28 protein-coding genes are annotated in these 24,616 nt (G+C 52.9%); 8 read left to right on the plus strand and 20 right to left on the minus strand.

Going from position 1 to position 24,616, the window contains the following annotated elements; all coding sequences use genetic code 11:
- Nucleotides 1-16 precede the first annotated feature (16 nt).
- Nucleotides 17-922, minus strand: a complete 906-nt coding sequence (gene mak, locus MUU46_RS05840) for a fructokinase (protein ID WP_159752315.1) — start codon at nt 920-922, stop codon at nt 17-19.
- A 93-nt stretch (nt 923-1,015) separates the two neighbouring features.
- Here mak and rdgC point away from each other — a divergent pair, with 93 nt between their 5' ends.
- Nucleotides 1,016-1,927, plus strand: coding sequence for a recombination-associated protein RdgC (gene rdgC / locus MUU46_RS05845; RefSeq protein ID WP_258965054.1), 912 nt, complete (start codon nt 1,016-1,018; stop codon nt 1,925-1,927).
- Nucleotides 1,928-1,977: 50 nt separating this feature from the next.
- Here the strand turns inward: rdgC and ppnP are convergent, their stop codons facing one another.
- The 4 genes from ppnP to aroL all read right to left on the minus strand — a co-directional run bounded on the left by ppnP (nt 1,978) and on the right by aroL (nt 4,057).
- Nucleotides 1,978-2,262: a pyrimidine/purine nucleoside phosphorylase gene (ppnP, locus tag MUU46_RS05850; RefSeq protein WP_110511635.1), complete on the minus strand. Its 285-nt coding sequence runs from the start codon at nt 2,260-2,262 to the stop codon at nt 1,978-1,980.
- Between the two features lie 82 nt (nt 2,263-2,344).
- On the minus strand, nt 2,345-3,022 hold the full coding sequence (locus MUU46_RS05855) for an AroM family protein (RefSeq protein WP_258965055.1): 678 nt from the start codon (nt 3,020-3,022) through the stop codon (nt 2,345-2,347).
- Nucleotides 3,023-3,271: 249 nt separating this feature from the next.
- Complete coding sequence (locus tag MUU46_RS05860) at nt 3,272-3,463, minus strand: YaiA family protein (RefSeq protein ID WP_258965056.1); 192 nt, start codon at nt 3,461-3,463, stop codon at nt 3,272-3,274.
- Nucleotides 3,464-3,502: 39 nt separating this feature from the next.
- Nucleotides 3,503-4,057: a shikimate kinase AroL gene (aroL, locus tag MUU46_RS05865; protein WP_258965112.1), complete on the minus strand. Its 555-nt coding sequence runs from the start codon at nt 4,055-4,057 to the stop codon at nt 3,503-3,505.
- 343 nt (nt 4,058-4,400) lie between these two features.
- On the opposite strand from aroL, the gene MUU46_RS05870 reads away from it, so the two are divergent.
- On the plus strand, nt 4,401-5,093 hold the full coding sequence (locus MUU46_RS05870; RefSeq protein WP_258965057.1) for a DUF2076 domain-containing protein: 693 nt from the start codon (nt 4,401-4,403) through the stop codon (nt 5,091-5,093).
- Here MUU46_RS05870 and MUU46_RS05875 read toward each other — a convergent pair.
- A complete protein-coding gene (locus MUU46_RS05875; protein ID WP_159752303.1) occupies nt 5,090-5,548 on the minus strand; it encodes a YaiI/YqxD family protein in 459 nt (152 codons plus the stop codon). The genes MUU46_RS05870 and MUU46_RS05875 overlap by 4 nt on opposite strands.
- Before the next feature lie 113 nt (nt 5,549-5,661).
- Between MUU46_RS05875 and proC the strand changes: the two genes are divergently transcribed.
- On the plus strand, nt 5,662-6,471 hold the full coding sequence (gene proC, locus MUU46_RS05880; protein ID WP_258965058.1) for a pyrroline-5-carboxylate reductase: 810 nt from the start codon (nt 5,662-5,664) through the stop codon (nt 6,469-6,471).
- 49 nt (nt 6,472-6,520) lie between these two features.
- Here proC and psiF read toward each other — a convergent pair whose 3' ends face one another.
- The 4 genes from psiF to MUU46_RS05900 all read right to left on the minus strand — a co-directional run bounded on the left by psiF (nt 6,521) and on the right by MUU46_RS05900 (nt 9,517).
- Nucleotides 6,521-6,841 carry a phosphate starvation-inducible protein PsiF gene (psiF, locus tag MUU46_RS05885; protein ID WP_258965059.1) on the minus strand — a complete coding sequence of 107 codons (321 nt, stop codon included), beginning with the start codon at nt 6,839-6,841 and terminating at the stop codon, nt 6,521-6,523.
- 166 nt (nt 6,842-7,007) lie between these two features.
- Nucleotides 7,008-7,268 carry an anti-adapter protein IraP gene (gene iraP, locus MUU46_RS05890; RefSeq protein ID WP_159752297.1) on the minus strand — a complete coding sequence of 87 codons (261 nt, stop codon included), beginning with the start codon at nt 7,266-7,268 and terminating at the stop codon, nt 7,008-7,010.
- Between the two features lie 194 nt (nt 7,269-7,462).
- Nucleotides 7,463-8,665 carry a multidrug efflux MFS transporter gene (locus MUU46_RS05895; RefSeq protein WP_159752295.1) on the minus strand — a complete coding sequence of 401 codons (1,203 nt, stop codon included), beginning with the start codon at nt 8,663-8,665 and terminating at the stop codon, nt 7,463-7,465.
- 168 nt (nt 8,666-8,833) lie between these two features.
- On the minus strand, nt 8,834-9,517 hold the full coding sequence (locus tag MUU46_RS05900; RefSeq protein WP_258965060.1) for an extensin-like domain-containing protein: 684 nt from the start codon (nt 9,515-9,517) through the stop codon (nt 8,834-8,836).
- A 96-nt stretch (nt 9,518-9,613) separates the two neighbouring features.
- Here MUU46_RS05900 and ddlA point away from each other — a divergent pair, with 96 nt between their 5' ends.
- Entirely contained in the window at nt 9,614-10,714 is a 1,101-nt protein-coding gene (gene ddlA / locus MUU46_RS05905) for a D-alanine--D-alanine ligase (protein ID WP_258965061.1), read from the plus strand.
- Between the two features lie 36 nt (nt 10,715-10,750).
- Here the strand turns inward: ddlA and MUU46_RS05910 are convergent, their stop codons facing one another.
- Nucleotides 10,751-10,969 (minus strand): DUF2754 domain-containing protein, encoded by a 219-nt coding sequence (locus MUU46_RS05910; RefSeq protein ID WP_159752289.1) that lies wholly within the window; start codon nt 10,967-10,969, stop codon nt 10,751-10,753.
- A gap of 278 nt (nt 10,970-11,247) precedes the next feature.
- Here MUU46_RS05910 and MUU46_RS05915 point away from each other — a divergent pair, with 278 nt between their 5' ends.
- A complete protein-coding gene (locus MUU46_RS05915) occupies nt 11,248-11,550 on the plus strand; it encodes a DUF2755 family protein (RefSeq protein ID WP_258965062.1) in 303 nt (100 codons plus the stop codon).
- Here the strand turns inward: MUU46_RS05915 and MUU46_RS05920 are convergent.
- A complete protein-coding gene (locus MUU46_RS05920) occupies nt 11,541-12,650 on the minus strand; it encodes a DUF1615 domain-containing protein (RefSeq protein WP_258965063.1) in 1,110 nt (369 codons plus the stop codon). The two genes, MUU46_RS05915 and MUU46_RS05920, sit on opposite strands and share 10 nt — an antisense overlap.
- 14 nt (nt 12,651-12,664) lie before the next feature.
- On the minus strand, nt 12,665-13,885 hold the full coding sequence (gene sbmA / locus MUU46_RS05925) for a peptide antibiotic transporter SbmA (protein WP_258965064.1): 1,221 nt from the start codon (nt 13,883-13,885) through the stop codon (nt 12,665-12,667).
- On the opposite strand from sbmA, the gene MUU46_RS05930 reads away from it, so the two are divergent.
- Entirely contained in the window at nt 13,821-14,033 is a 213-nt protein-coding gene (locus tag MUU46_RS05930; protein ID WP_258965117.1) for a hypothetical protein, read from the plus strand. The two genes, sbmA and MUU46_RS05930, sit on opposite strands and share 65 nt — an antisense overlap.
- Here the strand turns inward: MUU46_RS05930 and MUU46_RS05935 are convergent.
- Complete coding sequence (locus tag MUU46_RS05935) at nt 14,011-14,544, minus strand: isochorismatase family protein (protein ID WP_159753471.1); 534 nt, start codon at nt 14,542-14,544, stop codon at nt 14,011-14,013. The two genes, MUU46_RS05930 and MUU46_RS05935, sit on opposite strands and share 23 nt — an antisense overlap.
- A gap of 203 nt (nt 14,545-14,747) precedes the next feature.
- On the opposite strand from MUU46_RS05935, the gene ampH reads away from it, so the two are divergent.
- Nucleotides 14,748-15,905, plus strand: a complete 1,158-nt coding sequence (gene ampH / locus MUU46_RS05940) for a D-alanyl-D-alanine-carboxypeptidase/endopeptidase AmpH (RefSeq protein WP_258965065.1) — start codon at nt 14,748-14,750, stop codon at nt 15,903-15,905.
- A gap of 3 nt (nt 15,906-15,908) precedes the next feature.
- Here ampH and MUU46_RS05945 read toward each other — a convergent pair whose 3' ends face one another.
- Together MUU46_RS05945 and MUU46_RS05950 are read right to left on the minus strand one after the other, a co-directional pair.
- Nucleotides 15,909-16,526, minus strand: coding sequence for a helix-turn-helix domain-containing protein (locus tag MUU46_RS05945; protein WP_159752279.1), 618 nt, complete (start codon nt 16,524-16,526; stop codon nt 15,909-15,911).
- A gap of 75 nt (nt 16,527-16,601) precedes the next feature.
- Nucleotides 16,602-19,412 carry an autotransporter YaiT-related protein gene (locus tag MUU46_RS05950; RefSeq protein WP_258965066.1) on the minus strand — a complete coding sequence of 937 codons (2,811 nt, stop codon included), beginning with the start codon at nt 19,410-19,412 and terminating at the stop codon, nt 16,602-16,604.
- 390 nt (nt 19,413-19,802) lie between these two features.
- On the opposite strand from MUU46_RS05950, the gene hemB reads away from it, so the two are divergent.
- Entirely contained in the window at nt 19,803-20,777 is a 975-nt protein-coding gene (gene hemB, locus MUU46_RS05955; protein WP_159752275.1) for a porphobilinogen synthase, read from the plus strand.
- Nucleotides 20,778-20,887: 110 nt separating this feature from the next.
- On the opposite strand, the gene tauD is transcribed toward hemB, so the two are convergent.
- From tauD to tauA, 4 genes are read right to left on the minus strand one after another with little or no spacing between them, the layout of a single operon-like run.
- Nucleotides 20,888-21,739, minus strand: a complete 852-nt coding sequence (tauD, locus tag MUU46_RS05960; protein WP_258965067.1) for a taurine dioxygenase — start codon at nt 21,737-21,739, stop codon at nt 20,888-20,890.
- Nucleotides 21,736-22,563: a taurine ABC transporter permease TauC gene (tauC, locus tag MUU46_RS05965; RefSeq protein ID WP_159752271.1), complete on the minus strand. Its 828-nt coding sequence runs from the start codon at nt 22,561-22,563 to the stop codon at nt 21,736-21,738. The genes tauD and tauC overlap by 4 nt, the downstream gene beginning before the upstream one ends.
- Nucleotides 22,560-23,327, minus strand: a complete 768-nt coding sequence (tauB, locus tag MUU46_RS05970; RefSeq protein ID WP_159752269.1) for a taurine ABC transporter ATP-binding subunit — start codon at nt 23,325-23,327, stop codon at nt 22,560-22,562. The genes tauC and tauB overlap by 4 nt, the downstream gene beginning before the upstream one ends.
- 11 nt (nt 23,328-23,338) lie before the next feature.
- Entirely contained in the window at nt 23,339-24,301 is a 963-nt protein-coding gene (gene tauA, locus MUU46_RS05975; RefSeq protein ID WP_258965068.1) for a taurine ABC transporter substrate-binding protein, read from the minus strand.
- Nucleotides 24,302-24,616: the final 315 nt, after the last annotated feature.

A 24,616-nucleotide genomic window follows, 5' to 3' on the forward strand; every position in this document is an offset into this window, starting at 1 on the left:
ACCAGGGCAGTCTGATTTAAAGCGGCCACAACCATGCGGCACCACGCACGCCACTGGAATCGCCGTGCACCGCCTTACGAATCGGCGTTTCACACTCCCCGCCAAAGACAAAATTCTTCACCAGTCCCGGAACTGTTTTATACAGCCGCTCGACATTGCTCATGCCACCGCCCAGGACAATTACGTCCGGATCCAGAATATTCACCACGTGGGCCAGGGATTTCGCCAGCCGCAGTTCATAGCGGCTTAGCGCCAGTTCCGCTACCGCATCCTGTTCTTCAACCAGGCGCATGATTTCACTGCCTTTTAACGGATGCCCGCTCAGACGATGATAATCCTTCGCAAAACCGGTGCCGGAAATAAAGGTTTCAATGCACCCCTGTTTGCCGCAGTAGCACGGCACTTCCGCGCGATAGCGCAGTTCGTCTTCATCCATCCACGGCAGTGGATTATGGCCCCACTCGCCCGCCGTGCCGTTCCCGCCTATATGCGCCCTGCCGCCGAGCGCGATGCCCGCGCCGCAGCCTGTGCCAATAATCACCGCAAAAACGGTTTGCGCACCCACTGCAGCACCATCGATGGCTTCTGACACCGCCAGACAGTTGGCATCGTTCGCCAGTCGCACTTCGCGATTGAGGCGCTTACCCAGATCTTTATCAAAAGGCTGCCCGTTGAGCCACGTTGAATTGGCGTTTTTCACCACTCCGGTATACGGCGAAATAGAGCCAGGAATGCCCATGCCTACGGTGCCGGTCTGCCCGGTTTCCTTCTCTGCCAGCCCGACCAGCGTGGCGATGGTTTCAATCGTCTGCTGATAGTCATCGCGTGGCGTCGGCAGACGATAACGATACAATTGCTCGCCCTGGTCACTGAGTGCAATGACCTCTGTTTTAGTACCACCCAAGTCTATTCCTATTCGCACTGAAGCCTCCCCGGTGCCTGATTAACAATGCAAGCATAGTGACAATTCGCTATCATGCCCGCTGAATTTAACGACAAAGCCGTGGAAATTATCATGCTGTGGTTCAAAAATTTAATGGTTTACCGTCTTAGCCGCGACATTACGTTGCGCGCCGATGAGATGGAAAAACAGTTAGCCTCGCTGGCATTTACCCCTTGCGGTAGTCAGGATATGGCAAAAACCGGTTGGGTTTCACCGATGGGTTCGCACAGTGATGCTTTCACACATGAGGCTAACGGACAGATCCTGGTCTGCGCCCGTAAGGAAGAAAAGATCCTTCCGTCGTCGGTGGTGAAACAGTCGCTGGAAGCCAAGATCCTCAAGCTGGAAGCCGATCAGGGCCGTAAGCTCAAGAAAACCGAAAAAGATTCCTTGAAAGATGAAGTTCTGCACTCGCTGCTGCCTCGCGCTTTCAGCCGTTTCAGCCAGACAATGCTGTGGATCGATACCGTCAACGGATTGATCATGGTCGATTGTGCCAGTGCGAAAAAAGGTGAAGATACCCTCGCACTGCTGCGTAAAACTCTCGGCTCGCTGCCGGTCGTTCCGCTGGCGCTGGAAAATCCAATTGAGCTAACGCTGACCGAGTGGGTTCGCTCCGGCAACGTGGCGCAGGGCTTCCAGCTGCTTGATGAAGCGGAACTGAAAGCGATCCTCGAAGACGGTGGCGTCATCCGCGCGAAAAAACAGGATCTGGTCAGCGACGAAATCGCGGTGCACATTGAAGCCGGGAAAGTGGTGACTAAACTGGCTCTCGACTGGCAGCAGCGCATTCAGTTTATGATCTGCGACGATGCGTCGATCAAACGCCTGAAGTTCTGCGATGAACTGCGCGATCAGAACGAAGATATTGAGCGTGAGAATTACGATCAGCGTTTCGATGCCGACTTTATCCTGATGACCGGAGAATTGGTTGCGCTGGTGGCGAATCTGGTGGAAGGTCTGGGCGGCGAAGCTCAGCGTTAAGCAAGAGCCTTCCTGCGCATACAGGAAGGCGTAATTTTTACAGGTAACGTTTAAAGGTAGCGGCACAGATAGGATGTAGGTTCTGCAACCTGCAGATGAAATTCGCTGTGACCCGGCACGTTAAACACTTGCCCGGCAGTATAGGTTTTCCACTCCGTCTCACCCGGCAGCAGAACGTGTAGCGCCCCGCTCACGACGGTCATTTCTTCAGGCTCAGCCGTCCCAAAGGTATATTCCCCTTCAGCCATGACGCCTACGCTTGCGCGGCCAGTGCTGCTGCTTGTAAAACCGATGGACTTCACTTTCCCGGAAAAGTACTCATTGCTTTGAAGCATAAACAGACCCTTATTAGTTTCGTCGTTGTGTACAAAACCAATATAGGGGGCGTGACAGCGAACTGTCACGCAAATAGTGAGATTAAATAAGCAGTTCTGCCACCAGCCTCGCGACCAGTACATTCGACAGCAGAACCGGGACATCCAACGCCTTCTGCAACAAATCTCGATGCCGCTGATTAAACCCCAGGCAGTCTAGCATCAGCACATCAGCGCCTTCACCCATCAGCTTCTGCCCGGCGGTTACCAATTCTTCTTCGGTACCATGAATCGGGTTTGCCAGCGCATAGCGCGGCTCATTCTGTAAGGTCTGCCATTTGATACGTTGGTTTTTCATCAACTCCGGGATAGGAACGATGACCCCCACCTGATGACCGTCGACGATAGAACTCACCAACGGAGGAATAATGCGCTCTGGTTCAATAAGAATAGCGTTCCGGGCCACCAGTCCACTGATTGGCGCAGTGCTCATGAACAAAATGACATCGTAGTTTTGGTTATCCAGCACTTCAACGACCGACTGTAAATCACGCTCGACTTTCTTACGTGAGACTTCCGCCAGCTGGTTATCATTCAGGAGAGTGATAAGAACCTCTTCTCCTGGCTCTGCGGCGTATTCTTCCATGACCGCTTCTCGGGTCATTTTTCCCACCAAACTCACATGGGTAATTTGGTCTTCCCTGATGTGCTCTGTTAATAACGGCAACACCTCACGCATCGGAACAACACCGATGGTCAGGATTGCCAAAGTCGCACTCATGTTATTTACCTTTTATCACGACAATCACAGCTTCGACACAGGCTTACTGCTGACTGACAGCCCCCTGGATGGCTAAAAAACAACCGTTCAGAAGCGTAGCAGCTCCCTTCTGCGGCCGTTTGTAAAGATTCCAGATAGCGCCATTGCACTCCAGTAATTTCTTGAGCTTAACTTTTTATTAACATTAATTTTAGCTAAAAAGTGTGATTTACGCCCGCTCATCGCAGGCGTTGCGCAACTTAGGCTGAATTAGGACTTATCGGGATCTTCGTAACGCCGTTTGGCGTCGACGGCTTCCGCCTCGGAAGGATGTTCGCTGATCAGCGAATCGGGTTTCGGGTGGTCAGCACGCAGCTGATACCAGGTCACCGACTGGCCCGGATCGCCCTTCTCGACGGCGACTACACGAGCTTCACGTGGATATGGGGGATTTGACGGCATAGCTCTTCCTCTTTCGGTTCAGAGCGTTAAGTATAGGCGTTAACCAGCAGTTGCCGAATTTACCGCAACGGTGGCGGAATGAACGGAGGCGATCGCCGCCAGAATTTGTGCCACGACATCATCAGGTTCACAGGCCGCGTCCACCGTGAAATGCGCCGTTTCACGGTACAAAGCATCACGCTGGGCCAGAATTTCACGCACTTCTTCGCTGATAGGTTTGCCGGTCAATGTTGGTCGCTGGGATTCTTCCGGAAAAGCTTCCAGGCGCCCGGCGAGTACTGCGACTGGCGCTTTCAGATAGATAACGATCCCGTTCTCGCGCAGGAATTCACGATTAGCCTGTGCCAGAATGACACCTCCGCCGGTAGCAATGACGGATTGCGCCGCGGTGACGGATTGCAGCGTTTGGGTCTCGAGTGCGCGAAACGCGGGCCAGCCCTCTTTCGCCACAATATCGGCGATGCTTTTTTGCGCACGCTCTTGAAGGATCACATCGGTATCGATGAAATCAAAATGACAGGCCCCGGCGAGCTTCTGCCCGACAGTGGTTTTACCGCAGCCGCGGGCGCCAATAAGAAAAATAGGCTGTGTTATCACTGAAAATCCCCCTGGTACTGCGGTGTGGCAAGTCGTACTGGTGAGCCGATGATAATATCACCAAACTAGTACGCAAGTAAGTGTAAAATAATAATTACACCTTCAATCCAAACCCCAACGTCTTGGCTATTATTATTGGCTATTGGGCAGGATGAAAGTGTAAAGAAATAGTGTCATTTAGTGTTGCGGCAACCTTACATGAAAGGGCGTCAGTTTGACAACCCCTGTCCGGCTGCAAAAGGTAACACATTTATGCATAGGTTTACGTACCGTATATTTACAGTGCAAATGTTTCAGACACACTAAGCACTGTACCGTTCGTCTTATCGAGGAGTGACCCATGCAATCTGAAGAACAACGGCTGATCGACGGACTCTTTTCGCGTCTGCAACAGGCCGAAGAGCAAAGCGCGCCGCGCGATGCTACCGCCGAGAACGTTATTGCGCAACATGTTCAGGCTCAGCCTGCCGCTCCGTACTATATGGCACAGACTATCCTGATTCAGGAAGCCGCCATTAAGCAGCTGAACGAACGTATTCAGGCGCTGGAGAGCAATGTTGCTCAGCGTCAGTCAACGAAACAAAACAGCGGTGGGTTCCTCGCAGGGCTGTTTGGCGGTGGTCAGTCACAGCCACACGTGAGTGACCCGATTCCCGGCGCGCAAAATTATGCTCGTTCTGCGCCATCACAGGCCGGTTACGCGCCCCCTCAGGCTCAGAATTATGCTCAGGGTGGCGGCTTTATCGGCGGAGCCCTGCAAACCGCCGCGGGCGTTGCAGGTGGCGTCGTCCTCGGCAATATGCTGATGAACATGTTCTCCGGCACGCATCCGCAGGAGATTGTGAACATCATCGAGGAACCACAGGCCCCGGCGGCGGATGACCTGAATCAGGCCAGCGACGCACAGTTTCTGCCGGATGATGGCACCGACTACGCCGCCAATAGCGGAAGCGACGACTGGAGCAATGCTGATTTCAATAACGATGATTTCAGTAACGACGACTTTGGCGGCGATGACGATAGCTGGACTTAATTCTGTCCGCGCTGAACCGCCAGTAGCCATTTGTCGAGTTCAGCGGCAAACTGCTGGCGGTCACGCTGAGACAACGTGTCCGGGCCTCCGGTCTGGATCCCGCTGGAGCGCAGCGTATCCATAAAATCACGCATCGTCAGACGCTCGCGGATGGTGGCGTCGCTGTATCGCTCACCGCGCGGATTCAGCGCCGCGCCGCCTTTCGCCAGCACTTCGGCTGCCAGGGGAATGTCGGCGGTAATCACCAAATCACCCGGCTGGCACTGACGCACAATTTCATTATCCGCCACGTCAAAACCGGCAGGAACACGCATGGAACGGATAAACCGTGAAGGCGGTACGCGCAGATTCTGGTTAGCCACCAGCGTGACCGGCGTTTGTGTTCTGTCCGCCGCGCGGAACAGGATCTCTTTAATCACATTCGGACACGCATCCGCATCCACCCAAATCGCCATACTTACTCCTGAATAAAATAACCGGGGTATTGTCGCCTGCTTTCTTCTTCGGGCATAGTCACAAGATGTTAAGCTAATACGCATTATCAGAAAAACGCTGAGAGAGAGACAGAATGGACAAGAAAATCGGTTTCATCGGCTGCGGTAATATGGGTAAGGCCATTCTTGGTGGCCTGATCGCCAGCGGCCAGGTACAGCCCACTCAGATTTGGGTTTATACACCATCGCCAGAAAAAGTCGCCGCCCTGCACGATCAGTACGGCATTAACGCTGCCGAAAGCGCCCAGGAAGTCGCCCACGTGGCGGACATCGTCTTCGGTGCCGTGAAGCCGGGCATTATGACCAAAGTGCTGAGCGATGTGACCTCCAGCTTCAACAAAGAAACCGTAGTGGTTTCTATCGCTGCGGGCGTGACTCTCGATCAGCTCGCGCAGGCCCTGGGCCACGATCGCAAAATTGTTCGCGCTATGCCAAACACCCCGTCGCTGGTGAATGCGGGTATGACATCCATTACGCCAAACGCGCTGGTGACCAGCGAAGATGTCGCCGATGTGGTGTCGATTTTCCGCTGCTTCGGTGAGGCTGAAGTCATTGCAGAGCCAATGATCCACCCGGTCGTCGGCGTCAGTGGTTCTGCGCCTGCCTATGTCTTTATGTTTATCGAAGCGATGGCTGACGCCGCCGTGCTGGGCGGTATGCCGCGCGCGCAGGCCTATAAATTTGCCGCACAGGCGGTGATGGGCTCGGCCAAAATGGTGCTGGAAACCGGTATGCATCCGGGCGCACTGAAAGATATGGTGTGCTCGCCGGGCGGCACCACCATTGAAGCGGTTCGCGTGCTGGAGGAGAAAGGTTTCCGCTCCGCCGTTATCGAAGCGATGGTGAGCTGCATGGCAAAATCAGAAAAGCTCAGTAAGTCCTGACAATAACGGGTGAACCGCGCTGGCGATTCACCCGTCTTTTACTTCCGCATTAACCGGTTTTCTTCAGACACGCACTCATAAATTTATTACGATCGTCGCCTTTCAGCGATTGCTGAGTCGCCGTGGAATTACATTCCCGCATTTTCTGCTGCTGCGGCGTCACACTTTTCTCTTCCGGTTTTGAGCTGCTGTTTTTCAGGCAGTCGCTCATATAGGTTTTTCGGGCATCGCCTTTCAGCGTTTTAGATGTCGCCTGCTGGTTACAGGACGTCATGCGCTGTTGTTGCGGCGTCATCGTTTTTTCTGCTGCTCCCACCGTTGTGAGAAACACCAGGCCGAACAGTAGGGTAACCAGTAATGTTATTTTCATTGCACCATCCTTCTATGAGGGGATCCTAGTAAGTCTGGTCGCTGACACGGAAAAAATCACCTTAACGGCGGAAAAATAGCGGAGTGGTATAATGAACTACAGATGGGTAAATAATGGATTAGCGACGATTGCAGATGAATCGTCGCTGTACAATACGGCATGCGCCTTAATTACGCGGATGCCGTAATAGCTTTTTTATATATTGATGCAGTAATTCGGCATCGTGGGCGGGAACCACAAGCCCTGGTTTTGCTTCATCCAGCGCAGCTTCAATGTCGGTGATTAACGCCTGTTGTTCCGGTTGTCGCATATGGCGTAATAGTGCAGTAACTACAATTTCTAGCGCTTCTACCTGAACCACTAACTCCTTTGATTCTTCTTCCTTTTCCGCAAGCTTTACCAACAATTCTGCAATCAGATTTTTCATGGCGAGACTTCCTTATGAGAATGCCTGAGACGGTAGCACCGATGATCCGTAATGCATAGCCGGTATAAGAATTATTTTATAAATCTCCAATTATGCAAATTGAATTATTAGCGAAACGTTTCTCTCATCGGTTTATCCCACCAAAAGTAAGAGGGGTAGAATATATATTATTCTACCCCCAGAGAGTTACTCGTCTAATTCACCGCGATCCGCTGCCGCCGCCGCAACATAATGGCGAGTTGTATCAGGTTTATCAGCACAACTATCGCCGTGGCGACAAACACCCAACGGAAACCTGCCATTGCCGACACCGATGCACCGATCAGCGGGCCGACCACGTTGCCTAAATACATAAACGACTGGTTATATCCAAAAATGCGGCCAGTGACCTGATCGCTGGAATATTTAAGCAGCAGCGTCTGTACGGCGGGTAACATCGCGCCGTCGGCAAAGCCGAGCAGGAAACGTAGTACGCCGAGCTGGAATGGCGTGGTGACAAATGACATCGCGAAGAACATCACCACCGCACAGAATAGCGTGGCCACTAATATGCGATGCGCCCCGATACGGTCGCCGAGTTTACCCAGCCGGGGGGCAGAAATCAGCGCAGAAATTCCCGGCACGGCGGCAATCATCCCAGCCAGAAACGCGATGTTATTACTTTGCGGCTCCATCGATTTGATAAACAGCGCCAGAATCGGGCCAATCGAGCCGTTGCAGAGCTGGATAACCAGAGTGGTGAAAAACAGGCTGATAACCAGCCCCGGATAGGTGAGTGAAGCAAACACCGCTTTGCCGCTAAGCCGATCCGCTTTGCTGACTGCCGGGCGTGCGCCTTCTTTAATCAAGAACAGCGTCACCAAAAAACTGACCATCAACAAAATGGCGGTGATGAAAAAAACTGCACGCAGGCCAACGTGGTCGGCCAGGAAACCGCCGAGCAGTGGCCCGCCAATCACACCACTGATTTGTGCGGTCGACAGCGTGCTCAACGCCCAACCGCTGCGCTCACGCGGCACCTGGGAGGCCACCAGCGCCATCGCATTCGGTATGTAACCTGACGTCAACCCCATGATCGCGCGCAGAATAAACAGCTGCCAGACGTTGGTGGCAAAGGCCTGCAGCAAAATCGCAATCGCCATTCCGAGGGAGGCGCGCAGCAGCATCAGTTTGCGCCCTTTACGGTCCGCTAGACTGCCCCACATTGGCGAGACAATAGCGGACACCAGAAACGTGACGCTAAAGGTCAGCCCGGACCACATCGACAGGGCTTCGTGCGACGTCACCCCAAGCTGGGAGACATACAGTGGTAAAAAAGGCAGGATTTGACTGATGGCGAGACCGGTGAAGAAGCAGCCAAACCAGACGGAAATAAGATTAACCTTCCAGGATTCCATAACTACGCGTTTTCATTCATTTTCGGGGGGTATTGCCCAGCATAGCAATTGCGTCGTCTGCTTGTATGGCGCGAGATGCGCTGTAAAGGAGTTTAGTACTTTATTTTCCCAATACGTAATTCCGTGATAAATATCACGAAAAACAACCCTATTCACAGTGCGTTATACTCATCGGCAGAGACCATAACCGCGCATCCCGAGATGAAAATGGTTGGCGTGGGCTGCGTTATAATCCGGGCCAAGGCCATTACCGTAATACTGACAGCTGGCGGACAGCTGCGCGCGTAAGTAAGGCTGTGTTGCTGGCGTCTTCCAGCCTTTGAGGACCGTGACCCGGCGACCATCTGCCAGTCGAAATCCGCTGATATCCAGCGCGTCGGCGGTGGCGTGTTCACTCAACCGGGCGTTTTCACGATGATAGATATTCCGGCAGGCAAAGCTGCCCAGATGGTCAATCTGGCGCAGTTCGCTGCCGAGCATCTGCTGTGTGAGCGGTTTTACCTGCTGTTGAACGAACAGTGCGCTGCTAAGCGCCAGCGGGCAGCTCGCCACAAAACGCTGACTGAGCTGAATGTCACCAAAATTCGCCACGCTGACCGCATTGTGTAATGGGCATGGTCCTGCGCTGTCGCCCACCGGTTTCGTGCTAATCCAGCCACGCTGGCTGGCCTGTGCCAACAGCACCGGGCACTGTTCTGCCGGTAAGCGTTTGAGCTTAAACTGCGTGATACGCCCCGGTGGATCGTCAAGCGATAGCGGCGCAAACGGGTTGAAATGTGACGGTAAAAAGCGGTATCCCAAATAGCCTGCCGCCACAATAATCAGAAGCCCAAGGATCCCCTTCCCTCTCATTATTTTTCCCGACGCTGAAAACTAAGATTATGGCAGAAGCCCCAAGAATCACGTGCTATGGTATCGGCTTTGTATTTTCTGTGGATGGATGTAGAAATGGCTAAGTTGCGGGTTGGAGTCGTCTTTGGCGGTAAATCGGCGGAGCATGAAGTCTCTTTGCAGTCGGCAAAGAACATTGTCGAAGCGATGGATAATACGCGTTTTGAAGTAGTGTTGCTGGGCATTGATAAGCAGGGTGAATGGCATATCAACGACGCCAGTCGCTATCTGCTGAATGCTCAGGATCCAGCCCGAATCGCCCTGCGCCCTTCCGACATTACGCTGGCCCAGATCCCCGGTAAAGCCTCAGAGCAGCTGATCAACGCTGGAACTGGCCAGCCGCTGCCATCCATTGATGTTATTTTCCCGATTGTTCACGGCACGCTCGGTGAAGACGGTTCCCTGCAAGGGATGCTGCGTATGGCGAACTTACCGTTTGTCGGCTCCGATGTGTTGAGCTCCGCCGCCTGTATGGATAAAGACGTCACCAAGCGCCTGCTGCGCGATGCCGGGCTGGCGATTGCGCCATTCGTGACGCTGACCCGTTCCAACCGTAATAAATTCAGTTTTGCCGATATGACAGAAAAACTAGGTCTGCCGATGTTTGTGAAACCGGCTAATCAGGGTTCTTCCGTTGGCGTAAGTAAAGTGAAAAGCGAAGAGCAGTATCATCAGGCCGTCGCGCTGGCGTTCGAATTCGACAGCAAAGTCGTGGTTGAAACCGGCATTAACGGGCGCGAAATTGAATGTGCGGTGCTCGGTAATGACGAACCACAGGCCAGCACCTGCGGTGAAATTGTGTTGAACAGCGAATTCTATGCCTACGACACCAAATACATTGATGACGTCGGTGCAAAAGTCGTCGTACCTGCGGCTATCGATCCGGCGGTGAACGAAAAGATCCGCCAGACGGCGATTGAAGCGTATCAGGCCCTGGGCTGCAGCGGCATGGCGCGCGTGGATGTGTTCCTGACGGCGGAAAATGAAGTCGTCATTAATGAAATCAACACGCTGCCTGGCTTTACCAACATCAGCATGTATCCGAAGCTTTGGCAGGCGAGCGGCCTGGATTACACCAGCCTGATTACTCGCCTGATTGAACTGGCGCTGGAGCGTCATCAGGCCAATGCGGCGCTGAAGACCACCATGAACGGATAGTTTTCATTCTGCCGGGCGGCATTTACGCTGCCCGGTTTATGCCTCGGACTGCTCTTCTTCTTGCAGAGGACGACGGCGAATAATAAACCCCGCCAGCCAGAAACTGATAACCCATGTCACCATTCCAACGGCATAAGTTTGCCAACCCTTCGCTTCAAAGCCCAACAGCCCGACCACACCGTTGAGTATAAAAATCAGGCCAATGGCAAACGCATAGTAGTGCCAGTCACGGCGGATTTTATCAGGCAGTTTCATAACGACTCCGCAAAAGAAAAAAGCATACTCGCACATTCGCAGACCGCCGTCTGCGCGGTACTTAGCAAATATTTAACATCCCTTCAGTTTCACTTAAGGCACATCTTTGTGACTCAGCCTGAAAAAGCCAAAAATAAGAACATTCCCGAGCTGAAATTACCACGAATCTGATATTGACAATCATCTTCTACTGTCAGAATTACCAGAACCAACCTGGCATCAGCCAGCAGAATAATCGCCTGACTCCGTCAGTGCGAAAGAAGTATCAGGAGGTCATTATGGCTGAGTTCACTTTACCCAGAGCAATCATTGCCGGGAAAAAAAAGGAATCCTCCACACCAGGTAATATCGCGTACGCGCTATTCGTCCTGTTCTGTTTCTGGGCGGGCGCGCAGCTGCTAAACATGCTGGTGCATGCGCCTAGCGTGTTCGAGCATCTTATGCAAATTCAGGACAGCGGTCGCCCTCATGTCGAAATCGGGTTTGCCGTTGGGATTCTGTTTGGACTGGTTCCCTTCCTGACAGGCAGCGCCATCCTTGGCCTGCTCGCCCTCATCATGCGCTGTCGTCGTTATTTCTGACCCAACGCCATGCAGCTGGCCCGGCGGTCATCCACGCGTTTTGCAAACCATGCAGTTGTAAGATTACGGGTGATTTTCGGGCTCTCAAGTTGGATCCCCGGTAGCATTTCTCGCACTAACGCCTTCCCGGCTTTTGCGTCTGCGATCTTATACACGCCGCGGTACAACGCTGTTTCTTCGAAATCCTGGCTGTCGCCTTTTTGCAATTGCTGATGGATTTCGCTGTTGCTCATCGACAGCTTCGATGCCAGCTTCTGCACGGCAAGTTCTGTTTTCCCCGCGTCATCGCTGTCATACCGAATCAAATCGCCGTCCAGCGCCAGCTTCACGCCACTTGCTTTACTGACCGCATTTTGGAACGCAGCGTTGCGGCTCGCGTACCAGCCAGCATTGAAATCAGCAAAACGGTAGAGCGGCGCGGAATAGTTGGCCGGGTAATTCAGCAAATGATAGCTGCCAAACCACAGGCCACCGCGCAGCGAGAAGACTTCCTGACGCACGGTGCCGTCCATTTTCCATGGATATCCGCTGTCGTGGGCTTCGGCGAAGGCAATACTCACCTGCATCGGGCCGCCGGTGTGTACCGGATTCAGTGAGCCGAACAGCGTTTGCCCCATCGGCACCATGCCAATAAAGTCATCAAATATGGCGCTAAGCTGCTTTTCGGTTTTCACTGTATCAAGCCGCTCGCTGTAGGTTTTCCCGTTCGGCGAAGTGATTTTTAGCGCCGTATGCACTAAAAAAAGCGGCACGTGCACCTTCTGCGCCCGACGGTCGATTTCCTGCCAGGCGATTTTTCTCAAACCCGGCACGGCGGGATCGGCCTGATAGTTTGACTCTTGCTGTGCGACCGCCAGTACCGAACAGACATTTTCCTCCGTCGGCGCCAGATTTTGGCTTTCAAAGGCTTTGGCGATGCTTTGTGCCCAGGCCTCCCGGTCTTTCACACTGGTTGGCATTTTCTGCCGAACCACAGCGGCAACATCTACCGGTTTTTCACCTTCTTTCAGCACCGGTTTCTGGCTGGTACAGCCCGCCAGAATAATGCCAGCGAGCAGTCCCAGTGAGGGGGAAATCTTGCGTATTACAGCAACCGCCATCGTGCATCCCTGTGTTAGCTAAATGATTGAGTAATTTCCTGCTCTGGCATGTTATCCAGCTCACGCTCGAAGCTGCGCAGACGTTTGTAGATAGACATCAGTTCCACCAGCGTCGTCCAGGAACTGATCAGGTACTGGAACGAACCGCGAACCTGACCGAAAACGTTGGTTATCTGCGTCATTAACCCCAGCGTAATCGTACCGGCAACAATCGACGGGAACAGTAAAAACAGTCCGAAAACATTGTCTACCTGCAGGTAAAGAATTCGCGCTATGTTGAAGTACATGTAGTGAAAATAGAGACGAAAATAGTTGTGACGCACAGCGCTGAACAGTTCGCGAACCGTCGGCGGCGTGGCGCGAGACGCATCATCTTCACCATAAACCAGTTCTTTACGGTAGGCCGCTTCAACGCGCTGGTTTTTGAAATTCAGCCCCGGAAGTTTGATACCAACCACGGCTAACAGGCCCGTCCCCATCAACGACCAGACAATAGCGGCGATTACCAGGCCATACGGCAGATGGCCGACAATCGGCAGGTCAGGCACGTGCGCCGATAGCGTCACCAGCACCGGCAGAAAGGCAATCAGGGTCATGATGGCGTTGATAAAGCTGACGCCCATATCTTCAAGGGTCGACGCAAAGCGCATGGTGTCTTCCTGCACACGCTGTGCAGCACCTTCGATGTGACGCAGTCGCTGCCAATTCTCCATGTAGTATTCGTTCATCGCGGAACGCCAGCGGAAGACGTAGTGGCTGACGAAAAAGTTATTCATCACTCCAATCACCACGGCGATCAGCGCAATGCCGAGGAACACCCCGACTTCATGGTAAAACTGACCGATGCTCACTTTATGCGGAGCAGAAAGCGCGCTCTGGATGAGATCGTAGAATGGCGCATACCAGGCATTAACCGCCACCCCCACTTCGACCAGGAACCAGGTCACGAAGATTATCAGAGAGGTGCCGAGAATCGACCAGTACTGCCAGCGGTGCGGGCTGTAAAGACACCAGAACAGCGCAAAGACCAATACACAAACCAGGTAGTAGGCATAGAACACGAGGTAGTCGAGAGACCAAAAACGTGCCGCGCTGATCGGGATATCGCCGGAAGCGCCGACAATATGAAGCAACCAATTACCCCCACCTACCTGCCAGAATATGACGGCGATGAGTGCCCAAATTGCTGCCGAGAGAAAAAAGGGTCCCGGCTTAGGGAAAAAAGACTTAAACATACATGCTCTCCTGCTAACTTCTTATCGTTTTAAGATTGCTGTGTTCTACGAAAAAATCGCCGCCGCCATCACCACGACAAAAGGTGAAGCTGGGTTGACCGTGAATGAGACCGATGAGAAAACGCTTAGTTCGTATGCCATTGCGTAACAATTGTATCGACGGGTTTCACGCTGAGCGGATTTCCGGGCACCGTGAGCGTACGCCAGACTTCGTTGTAGTGCGCGATGAGCGTTGCGGCTTCAACAGCCGGGCGGTTGGCAGTGGTGTGTGCATCTTCGGCGACGGTGATTTGATAACCTTTGCTGGCGCCAACTTTCAGCGTCGTGTCCACACAGTAATCCGTGGCGCAGCCGCACATCACAAAAGCGGTAATGTCGTTTTCTGCCAGCACACGTTCCAGCTCGGTTTTATAAAAAGCATCACAGGCAGTTTTGGTGACGTAGAGCGCGCCACTCGGCTGCTCAAGATCTGGCAATAATGCAAAGCCGTGACTCCCCTCTTCCAGACCACCTTCTTCGATGTGCTGAATAAAGATTACACGGTCAGCGGCACGAATCAGCCGGTTCACCTGCGAGACGCATTCCTGTTGCTCACGACGCGGCGTTTCGAAAACACTGTTTTGCATATCAACTACCATGACAACGTGCTTATCCGACATCATTTTCTCCGTAACAGGTTGTGAACATTGAGGCTATCATACGCGTGAGTTCACAAAAGCGCGTAGAGGCAGGCACAAAAACCGCCATATTTACCCGTCGTTACGTTTTTCTTGTGCAATTCCGGCGTAAAGGCGCTTTGCAAGCGGGCGTTTAATAGTATAAATACGCATTATCTTTCCATTTCAATTCATGGATGCTTTCCTTGAAACGTAGTCTGCTATTTTTTGCGGCGCTGTGTGCTGCTTCGTTGCCTGTCGCTCAGGCCGCACAAACTTCTCCGGACCCGGTTTTTGCCTCAGATATTGTCGACCGATACGCCAATCATATCTACTTCGGTAGCGGCGCGACGGGTATGGCACTGGTGGTTATTGACGGTAACCAGCGCGTGTTTCGCAGCTTCGGAGAAACTCGACCTGGAAGCAACCTCCATCCGCAACTGGATTCTGTGATCCGCATTGCCTCATTGAGCAAACTGATGACCAGTGAAATGCTGGTGAAACTGCTCGATCAGGGCGTGGTGAAGCTGAATGACCCACTGAGTAAATATGCTCCGCCGGGTGCAAGCGTGCCTAAGTATCAAGGGAAACCGATTACGCTGGTGAATCTGGCGACGCATACCAGCAGCCTGCCGCGTGAACAGCCCGGCGGTGCGGCGCATCGTCCTGTTTTTGTCTGGCCAACGCATAATCAGCGCTGGAACTGGCTCAGCACCGCGACGTTGAAAACTGCGCCGGGAACCCAGGCGGCTTACTCAAATCTGGCATTTGATCTTCTGGCCGATGCATTGAGCACCGCCGCAGGTAAACCGTATCCGCAGCTTTTTGAAGAGCAAATCACTCGCCCATTGGGGATGAAAGACACCACGTTTACTCCCTCACCGGATCAGTGCCAGCGCTTGATGATAGCGGAAAAAGGAGCCAGCCCATGCAATAACACGCTGGCGGCCATTGGCAGCGGTGGGGTGTATTCCACACCAGGGGATATGATGCGCTGGATGCAGCAATTCTTGTCTTCTGATTTTTATACCCGTAACCAACAAGCTGACCGGATGCAAACGCTTATCTATCAGCGTACCCAGTTAACCCGAGTTATCGGTATGGACGTGCCGGGAAAAGCCACGGCATTGGGTATGGGCTGGGTCTATATGGCGCCGAAAAATGGGCGTCCGGGCATTATTCAGAAAACAGGCGGTGGCGGCGGATTCATTACCTATATGGCAATGATCCCGCAGCATAACGTCGGGGCTTTCGTGGTCGTAACCCGTTCCCCATTGACTCGCTTTGTGAATATGAGTGACGGCGTTAACAATCTGGTCGCAGAGCTGAGTGGCAATAAACCGCTGGTCGTTCCCGCGTCCTGATCGTCAATACTCAAGGGGCAAGCGGTGTATGGAAACCAGCTTGCCCTTATTCATTTCGATATAGTTTCCGGCGCGTAGCGCGGCAAGGACTTCTGCAATCACCGAGCGGGAAATATGTGTCCGTTGCTGGATATAGTTCATCACACCGATCCTGGTCCGCAAAGAATCATCCCAACCTGACATCACCTGCAAGGTTGCCCTGATCTGGCTGTAGGAGTTTTTGCCAATCAGTTGCACATCGCGTGCTTCCTGCGCTCTCGCAATCCAGCTTACCCAATGAAACGCTTCACGCCAAAGTTGATGCTGATCCAATAATTGCCGGCATTGCGAAGCTTCCAGCTGATAAGCCTCACAGTGGGTCAACGCGGTGAGTTGATAACTTTCTCTTCGGGTATCTAACAGCCCGGCCAGGCCAAGAATCATAGGTGAAGGACAGATAGCAACCAAAATATCTTCCTTGGTTCGTGCGATTTTACACGTTCCCTGACGAAAGACGGTCACGACCGAGGCATTGCAATTCAGGCTCAACGTATCCTGTGAAGAAAGGATGAAGGTTGAAGCATTCGGGGAAAAGAGCTGATCAAGTGCGTTAAATGCGGACAACGGTTTTACAGCTAACATGCGAGTGTCACATCCTGTGTCAATGCCATGTTAATGATAAAAAAAGCAGGGAACACAGTTCCCTGCTTAGATTTATTACCAGGTGTATTTCACGCCAACGTTTGCTGCCCAATTCTGGTCAACGTCACCGCCGCCCAGATAGTTAGCATCGGTATACGCGCTGAACTTCTTGGTAAAGTTGAACTGCGCACCAGCACCTACACGTACCGCTGAGCCTTTAACGCCGTTATCGATATTGTCACCGTTAACGTTCGCATCATTGCCAGCATCGTCATAGACATAGGCCAGTTTGAAGTACGGAGTCAGGGCCTGATCTTCGCTATAAGTGAAGGTGTAGCCAGTATCGATACCCAGTTCGTAACGCATACTGTCATAAGACTGACCATCCATGCGCATATCATTGCTCAGGCGATAATCATCACCCGACTGGAACAGACCTGAAATCGCACCATAAGGCGTCACATAACCCGCGGTGTCATATTTAAAGTCATAGCCCAGTTTCAGACCGAAGCCCCATGCATCATTGGTGGAGTCGCCATCAACGTACTGACCATCGCTCATGTTCGCGCTGAGGTCATTGCTGAAGCGGCTGTAGCTCATGTTCGCATCGAAGAACACGTCATTTGACCAGCGAGCAGAAGAGTAGATGTAGGCAGACTGGCTATCCTGATCAACCTGACCAGATTTGTCGCTCATATCGCCTTTAGCGAAACTCGCTGCTGCACCCACGGTCCAGTTAGCATAGTTACCGTTGATCTCAGTATCCAGACCTACCATGATGCCATTAACGTCCTGATCGTAACTGAGCACGCCGTTATCACCATCAAAGTTACCACCGAAGTAGCTCACCCAAACGCCGCCGTCATCAACCATGCCATGACGCGCGTTGCTCAGACGAGTTTCGAGGGTATCCTGTTGCAGATTCCAGATGTTGGTGTTGGCAGAAGGAATGCTTAGCGCCATGTTGGCGTAGTCAGTCAACTCACCCTGTCGGAGAACAACAGTATCGCCAGTCTGTTTAGCTTCATAGGTGTAAGCACCTAAATCTGCTTTGTTTGCTGCGGTGAAGGTTGCTGAGGTGTCTTCGTTGTCGTCATAAACACGAATCAGCTCATTACCTTCATAGTCTTTCTCAGACCCCGCGCCGGTAGCATTGTCGATACGGACTTTGTAGTTACCAGCAACGTCACCGTTCACAGCCAGATGGCCATCGGAGTTCATTGCGACTACGCCGTAGCCGTAATTGGCCTGATTATGATCGTTAGTGTGACCGTTAATCATGTCCCCGTTCAGCACGAAGTCACGGCTGTCGAGATTGAAAGTGCCGCCGTTAGTCAGTTGCAGATCGGCAGTATTCAGCTGGCCCAGGCCCAGATTGAACTGTGCATTGCCATCAACATTGACAGTATTTGCGTACAGTTCAGCAGTTTCTTCCGTCAGGGTCAGGGTGCTGTAGCTGTTCAGGTTAACGCTGTCAGCAGCAACATAACCGCCGTCGCCAATCTGCATTTCTGAAGCATTGTTCAGCGTGATGCTGTCAGAAATTAACTGAGAACTTTCAACGTTGACCTGCGAGCCGTTATTTACGGTCAGGGTATCGATCAGGGACGATTTACGGGTATCCCACTCTGAACCGTGATCCAGGGTGACGTTGAACAGACCACTTTGATAAACCTGGTTACCAACAACATGGCCCGCTTCATTGAATGCAGAATCATTGTTTTCAGAACCATAGGTAGAGTATGGCCACAGGCTATTCTTGTTGATGTCATACAGCGTTGCGGTAGCATCAGTGCCTGCCGCTATAGAATCATTAACACCGTCACCATCAGTATCAACCTGGTGCACAGACATTGCCGCACCGACCCATTTGCTGCCGTTATCCAGAGTCAGATTCAGGCTATCGGTACCATCCCAGCCATTGGTATCGTTTTGGGAATCGGTATCACGATAAGAATCAGCGCCGCCTGGGAAGAAGTTCTCATCAAAATTGCTGGAGAACACAACATCGCCTGTCAGGGTCGAATTGCTGAATGTGGCGGTGGTCTGCATGGCATTATCGGCCAAAGGATTGGCAATCACTGCCAGCGCAACGTCATTCGCCGTCATTTCATTAGCGTAATCGCTGGCATTATCAGAACGGCCAAACCAGCCTTCAGTTCCTTCATCGCTCAATGAGCCTGACGTCACGACGGAATCTTTAACAACGATAGTGTTGTTAAATACTTCACCACTGTTCACACCGGTAGTGACGGTATTATTGTCGACATCTTCCCACTCATAACCTTGTGACAGAGTAATACCTGCCACATGAGAGTTATTCTGAATGGTCAGATCAACTTCCTGATCAAGGGTAATTGCGGTGCCCATATCGAACACGTTAACAACGTGGGAATCAGGAGTGCCATCGGTATGAGTACCATTATAAGTGTAGTGCTCATAATTATCATCGATCGTTGAGTTATCAACGGTCAATGCCAGGCGATCATAGATATATCCAGTCGCTGTACGATTATCACAGTCTGTCGTCATACATTGGGATGTAATCATACCGTGAATAGTACTGTTATTAATATTCAGTGTATTTTGATTACTGTTTGCAGAGAGGCCATCATCCAGATAGTACGTTGAAATCACACCGTTAACGACAGCATTATTAATAACCGGATAGATATCACCGCCATACACGCTGGTGGTTTCGTAATTATTCCAGCCCACATAGCCGTCGTAGTAGACGCCATCGGCACTGGTTGTGTCGTTGTGGTGAACAAAAGTTTCATAGGTTGTGTTAGAGATATCGGTGCCTGCATTTGCCTGAGATGCGATCGCTAGTGCGCAGGCTACGGCTAATTGTGATACGACGAGTTTATTTTTCCACGAGTGCATTCGTCATCCCTCCCAGGGACGTAATAATGTTGGTCCATCAAGACATATTAATTCTGCGAGGGAATTATGCTTTCCACCAAAAGGAAAGTTCAATTAATCTCTGCAAAAAGTTTGAAAGTGGACAACATGCAGCGGTGAAATATAAAAACATCGAAGGAGACATCAGTCACGTTATTAAAAATAGAGATAGCGCTCGTGTGAATACCTGCAACCGATCTATAAAAATATTTTATTAATTCCTTTATCAAACAACAGTGACTCATTCGAAATATATATAATTAGCCCTATAAATGCGCTAACCCGATAAATACATAACCACCACTTTAGTGAAACACATCATCCATAAATCAGGTAAACTTCTCTGAATGTTCCATTAACATCAGGCCTATCATGACAGATTTGATCACTCGCCCTCGTCGCCTGCGCAAATCCGCTGCGCTGCGCGCCATGTTTGAAGAGACATCACTGACCCTTAACGATCTGGTGCTGCCTATATTTGTTGAAGAAGAAATTGACGATTATAAGGCCATCGAAGCGATGCCCGGCGTCATGCGTATCCCGGAAAAGCACCTTGCCCGTGAGATTGAACGCATTGCCAACGCCGGTATCCGCTCCGTGATGACGTTTGGGATCTCTCACCACACCGATGCCACCGGCAGCGATGCGTGGAAAGAAGAGGGCCTGGTGGCGCGCATGTCGCGCATTTGCAAACAGACCGTGCCTGAAATGATTGTGATGTCAGACACCTGTTTCTGCGAATACACCTCACATGGGCACTGTGGCGTGCTATGCGATCACGGTGTTGATAATGACCAAACGCTGTTGAATCTCGGTAAGCAGGCTGTGGTTGCCGCCGCCGCTGGTGCTGATTTCATTGCCCCGTCTGCGGCAATGGACGGTCAGGTGCAGGCCATTCGCCAGGCGCTGGACGCCGCCGGATTCACTGATACCGCGATCATGTCTTATTCCACCAAGTTCGCCTCGTCGTTCTACGGCCCCTTCCGTGAAGCTGCCGGAACCGCGCTGAAAGGCGACCGTAAGACCTATCAGATGAATCCGCTGAACCGCCGCGAAGCGATTCGCGAATCGCTGCTCGACGAAGCCCAGGGCGCAGATTGCCTGATGGTGAAACCTGCCGGTGCCTATCTGGATATAATCCGTGATATCCGCGAGCGCACAGAACTGCCAATTGGCGCCTATCAGGTCAGCGGCGAATACGCGATGATCAAGTTTGCCGCTCAGGCGGGTGCAATTGATGAAGAGAAAGTGGTCCTCGAAAGCCTCGGCGCAATCAAACGCGCAGGCGCAGACCTGATTTTCAGCTACTTCGCCCTCGATTTAGCCGAGAAAAAAATCCTGCGTTAATGCTTCGACGGATGCCCTCTCCCGCAGGGAGGGGGCAAAGAGCAAAGTCGCCAGCCCTTAGGCCGGCGATGCGAAGTCCCGATTTCACGCATATTCAGAAAGCAAGCCCATCAACCTGCCCGATAAAACGGCTTATCCCCTAGAATGGTCGCGCGATGCATGATACGCCGCTGCGGCAGATAATCGGCATTGGCGTAGTGCTGCGTCCCCCGATTGTCCCACATCGCTACATCCCCTTCTTGCCAGCGCCAGCGCACCTGAAATTCCGGCCTGGTGATGTGAGCAAACAGGAATCCCAACAGCACTTCGCTCTCTTTCTCGCTGACGTCCACAATACGCGTAGTAAAACCTTCATTCACGAACAGTGCCTGCTTGCCGGTTACCGGATGCGTGCGCACTACCGGGTGTAACAGCGGCGGATTTTTTGCCACCGCGCTCAGCCAGCGCTGATGCTCGTCTTGCGTTTTAAGATGCTTCCATTCCGGGAACGATTTACGAAAATCATGCTCCGCCTGTAAGCCATTCAGCAGCGTTTTAAGTGGGGCAGACAGCGCCTCATAAGCCGCAATTCCGCTGGTCCACAGAGTATCACCGCCGCTTTCGGGCAGCTGTTTCGCCGCCAGAATCGCTCCGGCTGGCGGCGTCTCAATGAAAGTCACATCGGTGTGCCAGTTATCGTTATCCGGCGGATTATCGTTATGCGTATCGAGGACGATAATCTCCTCCACACCCTCGGCGTGCGGATAAACCGGGTGGATGTGCAGATCGCCAAAACGGTGCGCCAGGTTGCGCTGCTGCTGCGGTGTGACCGGCTGCTCACGCAGAAAAACAACCTGATGACGCAGTAACGCGTGGTACAGCTGTTCAAACTGGTTATCGCTCAGAGGACGGGTCAGATCCAACCCGGAAACCTGCGCGCCAATGTACGGCCCTAGCGGGCGAATGCTCAGACGTTCACTCATGCAATTTCTCCATGCCACGGCGTCAGCCGGCGTTGTAGCGCCCGTAGGCCCAGCTCTAAAACGAAAGCGATAACGGCAATCACCGCGATCCCGGCCAGCACCACATCGGTGGCCAGAAATTCCCCGGCGGACTGCACCATAAACCCTAACCCTCGCGTGGCGGCGATGAGTTCAGCCGCCACCAGCGTCGACCAGCCCACGCCAAGCCCAATGCGCAGTCCAGTCAGGATCTCAGGCAGCGCGCCGGGTAAAATCACAAACCACAAAATCTGCGCCCGGCTGGCACCCAGCGACTGCGCAGCTCTCAGCCGCACCTGCTGAGCACTTTTCACACCCGCCATCGCCGACATCGCCACCGGGGCGAAAATCGCCAGATAGATGAGCAGGATTTTCGACGTCTCGCCGATACCAAACCAGATAACCATCAGTGGCAAATAGGCCAGGGGTGGGATCGGGCGATACAGCTCAATCAGCGGGTCGAGAATGCCGCGTACCGTGGGACTCAGGCCCATAGCAATGCCGACCGGAATACCGATAATCGCCGCGGCGAGCAGTGCAATCAGAATGCGCGTCAGGCTCGCCGACAGATGCTGCCACAATGTGGCATCCATAAAGCCCTGCGGCCCGGCGACAGTAATCAGTTTGTGCAGCACCTGCCCCGGCGGGGGTAGAAACAGTGGAGCGATCAGCTGTAACTCCGTCACCGCCCACCACAGCGCCAGTAAAATCGCCAGCGTCGACAGGCTCAACATCAGCTGGCGCGACAGCGGCCAACGCCAGTTCAGCGCCAGGCGGCGCGGTTTATCGTTCGCCACAATGCTCATGAGAAAGCCTCCCGATGTTCAAACACACGGCCCAGCACGTATTCGCGCCGTTCGATAAACTCTGGACTGGATTTAATGCTGCGGCAGGTTTCCCCGGCGACAAACCGGTGGGCGAAGTCGAGCGACAGTCGTTCCGTCACTCTGCCCGGCCCGGCCGACAGCAACACTAAATCCGTTGCCATAAACACCGCTTCTTCAATGTCGTGGGTAATCAGCAGCACCTGCTTGCCGGTTTCATGCCATAAGCGCAGCAGTAGGGTCTGCATCTGCTCGCGGGTAAACGCATCCAGCGCCCCAAATGGCTCATCAAGCAGCAGCAACTGCGGGTCTGCCGCCAGCGCCCGGGCAATACCCACTCGCTGACGCTGGCCGCCGGAAAGCTGCCAGATAAACCGTTTTTCTGCGCCTTCCAGCCCTACTTTTTTCAGCAACTGGTGGGCAATTTCATGCCGTGCCGGTTTGTTCATTCCTGTCAGTTGCAGGCCGAACGCCACGTTATCCTTCACGTTTCGCCACGGCAGCAACCCTTCGTTCTGGAACACCACGCCGCGCTCGGCCCCCGGTCCATTGATCGGCACGCCGTTCAGGGTGATGCTGCCCGACTGATATGGCAGGAAACCGGCCACCAGATTCAGCAGCGTGGTTTTGCCACAGCCTGATGGGCCGAGCACCACCAGAAGTTCACCGCGATCGACACTCAGTGAAATGTCATCGAGAACCGGTTTTCCGTCGTAGTTCGCACTGAGATGGGAGAGTTGCAGCATGGTGAACTCCGTTATTTCACAAATTTATCGGTCACGTACTGACTGTAATCCGCCGCAACGGCAGGCACTTTTCCCTGCGCTTTTAGGAACTGGGCAGTGTCGACAATCGCTTTATTTACCGGGCCGTTAAGCTGCTGCGCCTGTTGGGGGGCCGTCAGATAGGTATTACCTTTCACCAGCCCCGGCACATCCGCTTCCGGAACGCCGCTCAGCTTCGCCAACTTATTGAGATTATCTGGTTGTTTGAGCCAGCCTTCGGGGTTATCGATATAGTGCTTCTGGGCAGCAATAGCGCTGCGGGCAAAGGCTTTCACTACATCAGGATGCTGCTCGGCGAAATCTTTACGCACCACCCACACATCCAGCGTCGGAGAGCCCCATTGGCCTACCTGGGAAGAATCCGTCAGCACCGTGCCGTCTTTTTCCAGCGCGTTAACCGCAGGCGCCCAAACATAAGCCCCATCAATATCCCCGCGCTGCCAGGCGGCGGCGATGGCCGGTGGCTGCAGGTTCACAATCTGCACCTGATTCGGTTTGATGCCCCAATGTTTCAGCGCAGCCAGCAGACTGTAGTGGGTGGTTGAGATAAACGGCACGGCGATACGTTTGCCGATCAAGTCTTGCGGTTTGCTGATGTCTTTTTTCACCACCAGCGCTTCAGAATTTCCGAGCTGCGAGGCGAGAAGGAACACTTCAATCGGCACCTGTTGACTGGCGGCAACCGCCAGCGGGCTGGAACCGATATTGCCAATCTGGACATCGCCTGAGGCCAGGGCGCGAACCACGCTCGCTCCGCTGTCGAACTTCCGCCAGTCGACGGTTGCCCCGCTCTCTTTTGCAAAGGTGTCGTCCGCTTGTGCAACCTTGGCGGGTTCAGCGGATGTCTGATACGCGACGGTGACATTCACCGCCTGCGCCTGGAAAGTGAGGAAGGTCAATGCGGCCAATAATGAAAGATGCGATGCGCGTGCCATGGTGTCTGCTCCCCTTGTTGTCATGGGCGCAGTATTTCCGGCAGCGGGGATTTGATAAAGGAATTAAAAATTCTGGCTAATGCCAATCTGTTTTTAGAAAAAAAGTAGCAAAGCTTAGTCGCAAAACGTCACGTTCATCGCACCAGCGTCAGTTTCCCACGACGGCGTGAAAGCTGCGGATGCGGAGTGGATATCAGAAAAAGAAACGGTCGCCAGGCCATGATGTTCTCCTGCGGGGCTTTCTTAAATCATGCCCGCAGTAGGCCCATATCACCGTCAGCAAAAAGCCTGATCCGCCTTCGCAAAATCACCCTT

The organism is Scandinavium tedordense, assembly GCF_024764965.1.
Lineage (GTDB): Bacteria > Pseudomonadota > Gammaproteobacteria > Enterobacterales > Enterobacteriaceae > Scandinavium > Scandinavium tedordense.

Bases quoted from the DNA above. Each gene is read 5' to 3' on its own strand.
- rdgC (WP_258965054.1), top strand. From the start codon at position 1,016: ATGCTGTGGTTCAAAAATTTAATGGTTTACCGTCTTAGCCGCGACATT.
- ppnP (WP_110511635.1), bottom strand. From the start codon at position 2,262: ATGCTTCAAAGCAATGAGTACTTTTCCGGGAAAGTGAAGTCCATCGGT.
- MUU46_RS05855 (WP_258965055.1), bottom strand. From the start codon at position 3,022: ATGAGTGCGACTTTGGCAATCCTGACCATCGGTGTTGTTCCGATGCGT.
- MUU46_RS05860 (WP_258965056.1), bottom strand. From the start codon at position 3,463: ATGCCGTCAAATCCCCCATATCCACGTGAAGCTCGTGTAGTCGCCGTC.
- MUU46_RS05870 (WP_258965057.1), top strand. From the start codon at position 4,401: ATGCAATCTGAAGAACAACGGCTGATCGACGGACTCTTTTCGCGTCTG.
- MUU46_RS05875 (WP_159752303.1), bottom strand. From the start codon at position 5,548: ATGGCGATTTGGGTGGATGCGGATGCGTGTCCGAATGTGATTAAAGAG.
- proC (WP_258965058.1), top strand. From the start codon at position 5,662: ATGGACAAGAAAATCGGTTTCATCGGCTGCGGTAATATGGGTAAGGCC.
- psiF (WP_258965059.1), bottom strand. From the start codon at position 6,841: ATGAAAATAACATTACTGGTTACCCTACTGTTCGGCCTGGTGTTTCTC.
- iraP (WP_159752297.1), bottom strand. From the start codon at position 7,268: ATGAAAAATCTGATTGCAGAATTGTTGGTAAAGCTTGCGGAAAAGGAA.
- MUU46_RS05895 (WP_159752295.1), bottom strand. From the start codon at position 8,665: ATGGAATCCTGGAAGGTTAATCTTATTTCCGTCTGGTTTGGCTGCTTC.
- MUU46_RS05900 (WP_258965060.1), bottom strand. From the start codon at position 9,517: ATGAGAGGGAAGGGGATCCTTGGGCTTCTGATTATTGTGGCGGCAGGC.
- ddlA (WP_258965061.1), top strand. From the start codon at position 9,614: ATGGCTAAGTTGCGGGTTGGAGTCGTCTTTGGCGGTAAATCGGCGGAG.
- MUU46_RS05910 (WP_159752289.1), bottom strand. From the start codon at position 10,969: ATGAAACTGCCTGATAAAATCCGCCGTGACTGGCACTACTATGCGTTT.
- MUU46_RS05915 (WP_258965062.1), top strand. From the start codon at position 11,248: ATGGCTGAGTTCACTTTACCCAGAGCAATCATTGCCGGGAAAAAAAAG.
- MUU46_RS05920 (WP_258965063.1), bottom strand. From the start codon at position 12,650: ATGGCGGTTGCTGTAATACGCAAGATTTCCCCCTCACTGGGACTGCTC.
- MUU46_RS05930 (WP_258965117.1), top strand. From the start codon at position 13,821: ATGAGTGCCCAAATTGCTGCCGAGAGAAAAAAGGGTCCCGGCTTAGGG.
- sbmA (WP_258965064.1), bottom strand. From the start codon at position 13,885: ATGTTTAAGTCTTTTTTCCCTAAGCCGGGACCCTTTTTTCTCTCGGCA.
- MUU46_RS05935 (WP_159753471.1), bottom strand. From the start codon at position 14,544: ATGTCGGATAAGCACGTTGTCATGGTAGTTGATATGCAAAACAGTGTT.
- MUU46_RS05945 (WP_159752279.1), bottom strand. From the start codon at position 16,526: ATGTTAGCTGTAAAACCGTTGTCCGCATTTAACGCACTTGATCAGCTC.
- MUU46_RS05950 (WP_258965066.1), bottom strand. From the start codon at position 19,412: ATGCACTCGTGGAAAAATAAACTCGTCGTATCACAATTAGCCGTAGCC.
- hemB (WP_159752275.1), top strand. From the start codon at position 19,803: ATGACAGATTTGATCACTCGCCCTCGTCGCCTGCGCAAATCCGCTGCG.
- tauD (WP_258965067.1), bottom strand. From the start codon at position 21,739: ATGAGTGAACGTCTGAGCATTCGCCCGCTAGGGCCGTACATTGGCGCG.
- tauC (WP_159752271.1), bottom strand. From the start codon at position 22,563: ATGAGCATTGTGGCGAACGATAAACCGCGCCGCCTGGCGCTGAACTGG.
- tauB (WP_159752269.1), bottom strand. From the start codon at position 23,327: ATGCTGCAACTCTCCCATCTCAGTGCGAACTACGACGGAAAACCGGTT.
- tauA (WP_258965068.1), bottom strand. From the start codon at position 24,301: ATGGCACGCGCATCGCATCTTTCATTATTGGCCGCATTGACCTTCCTC.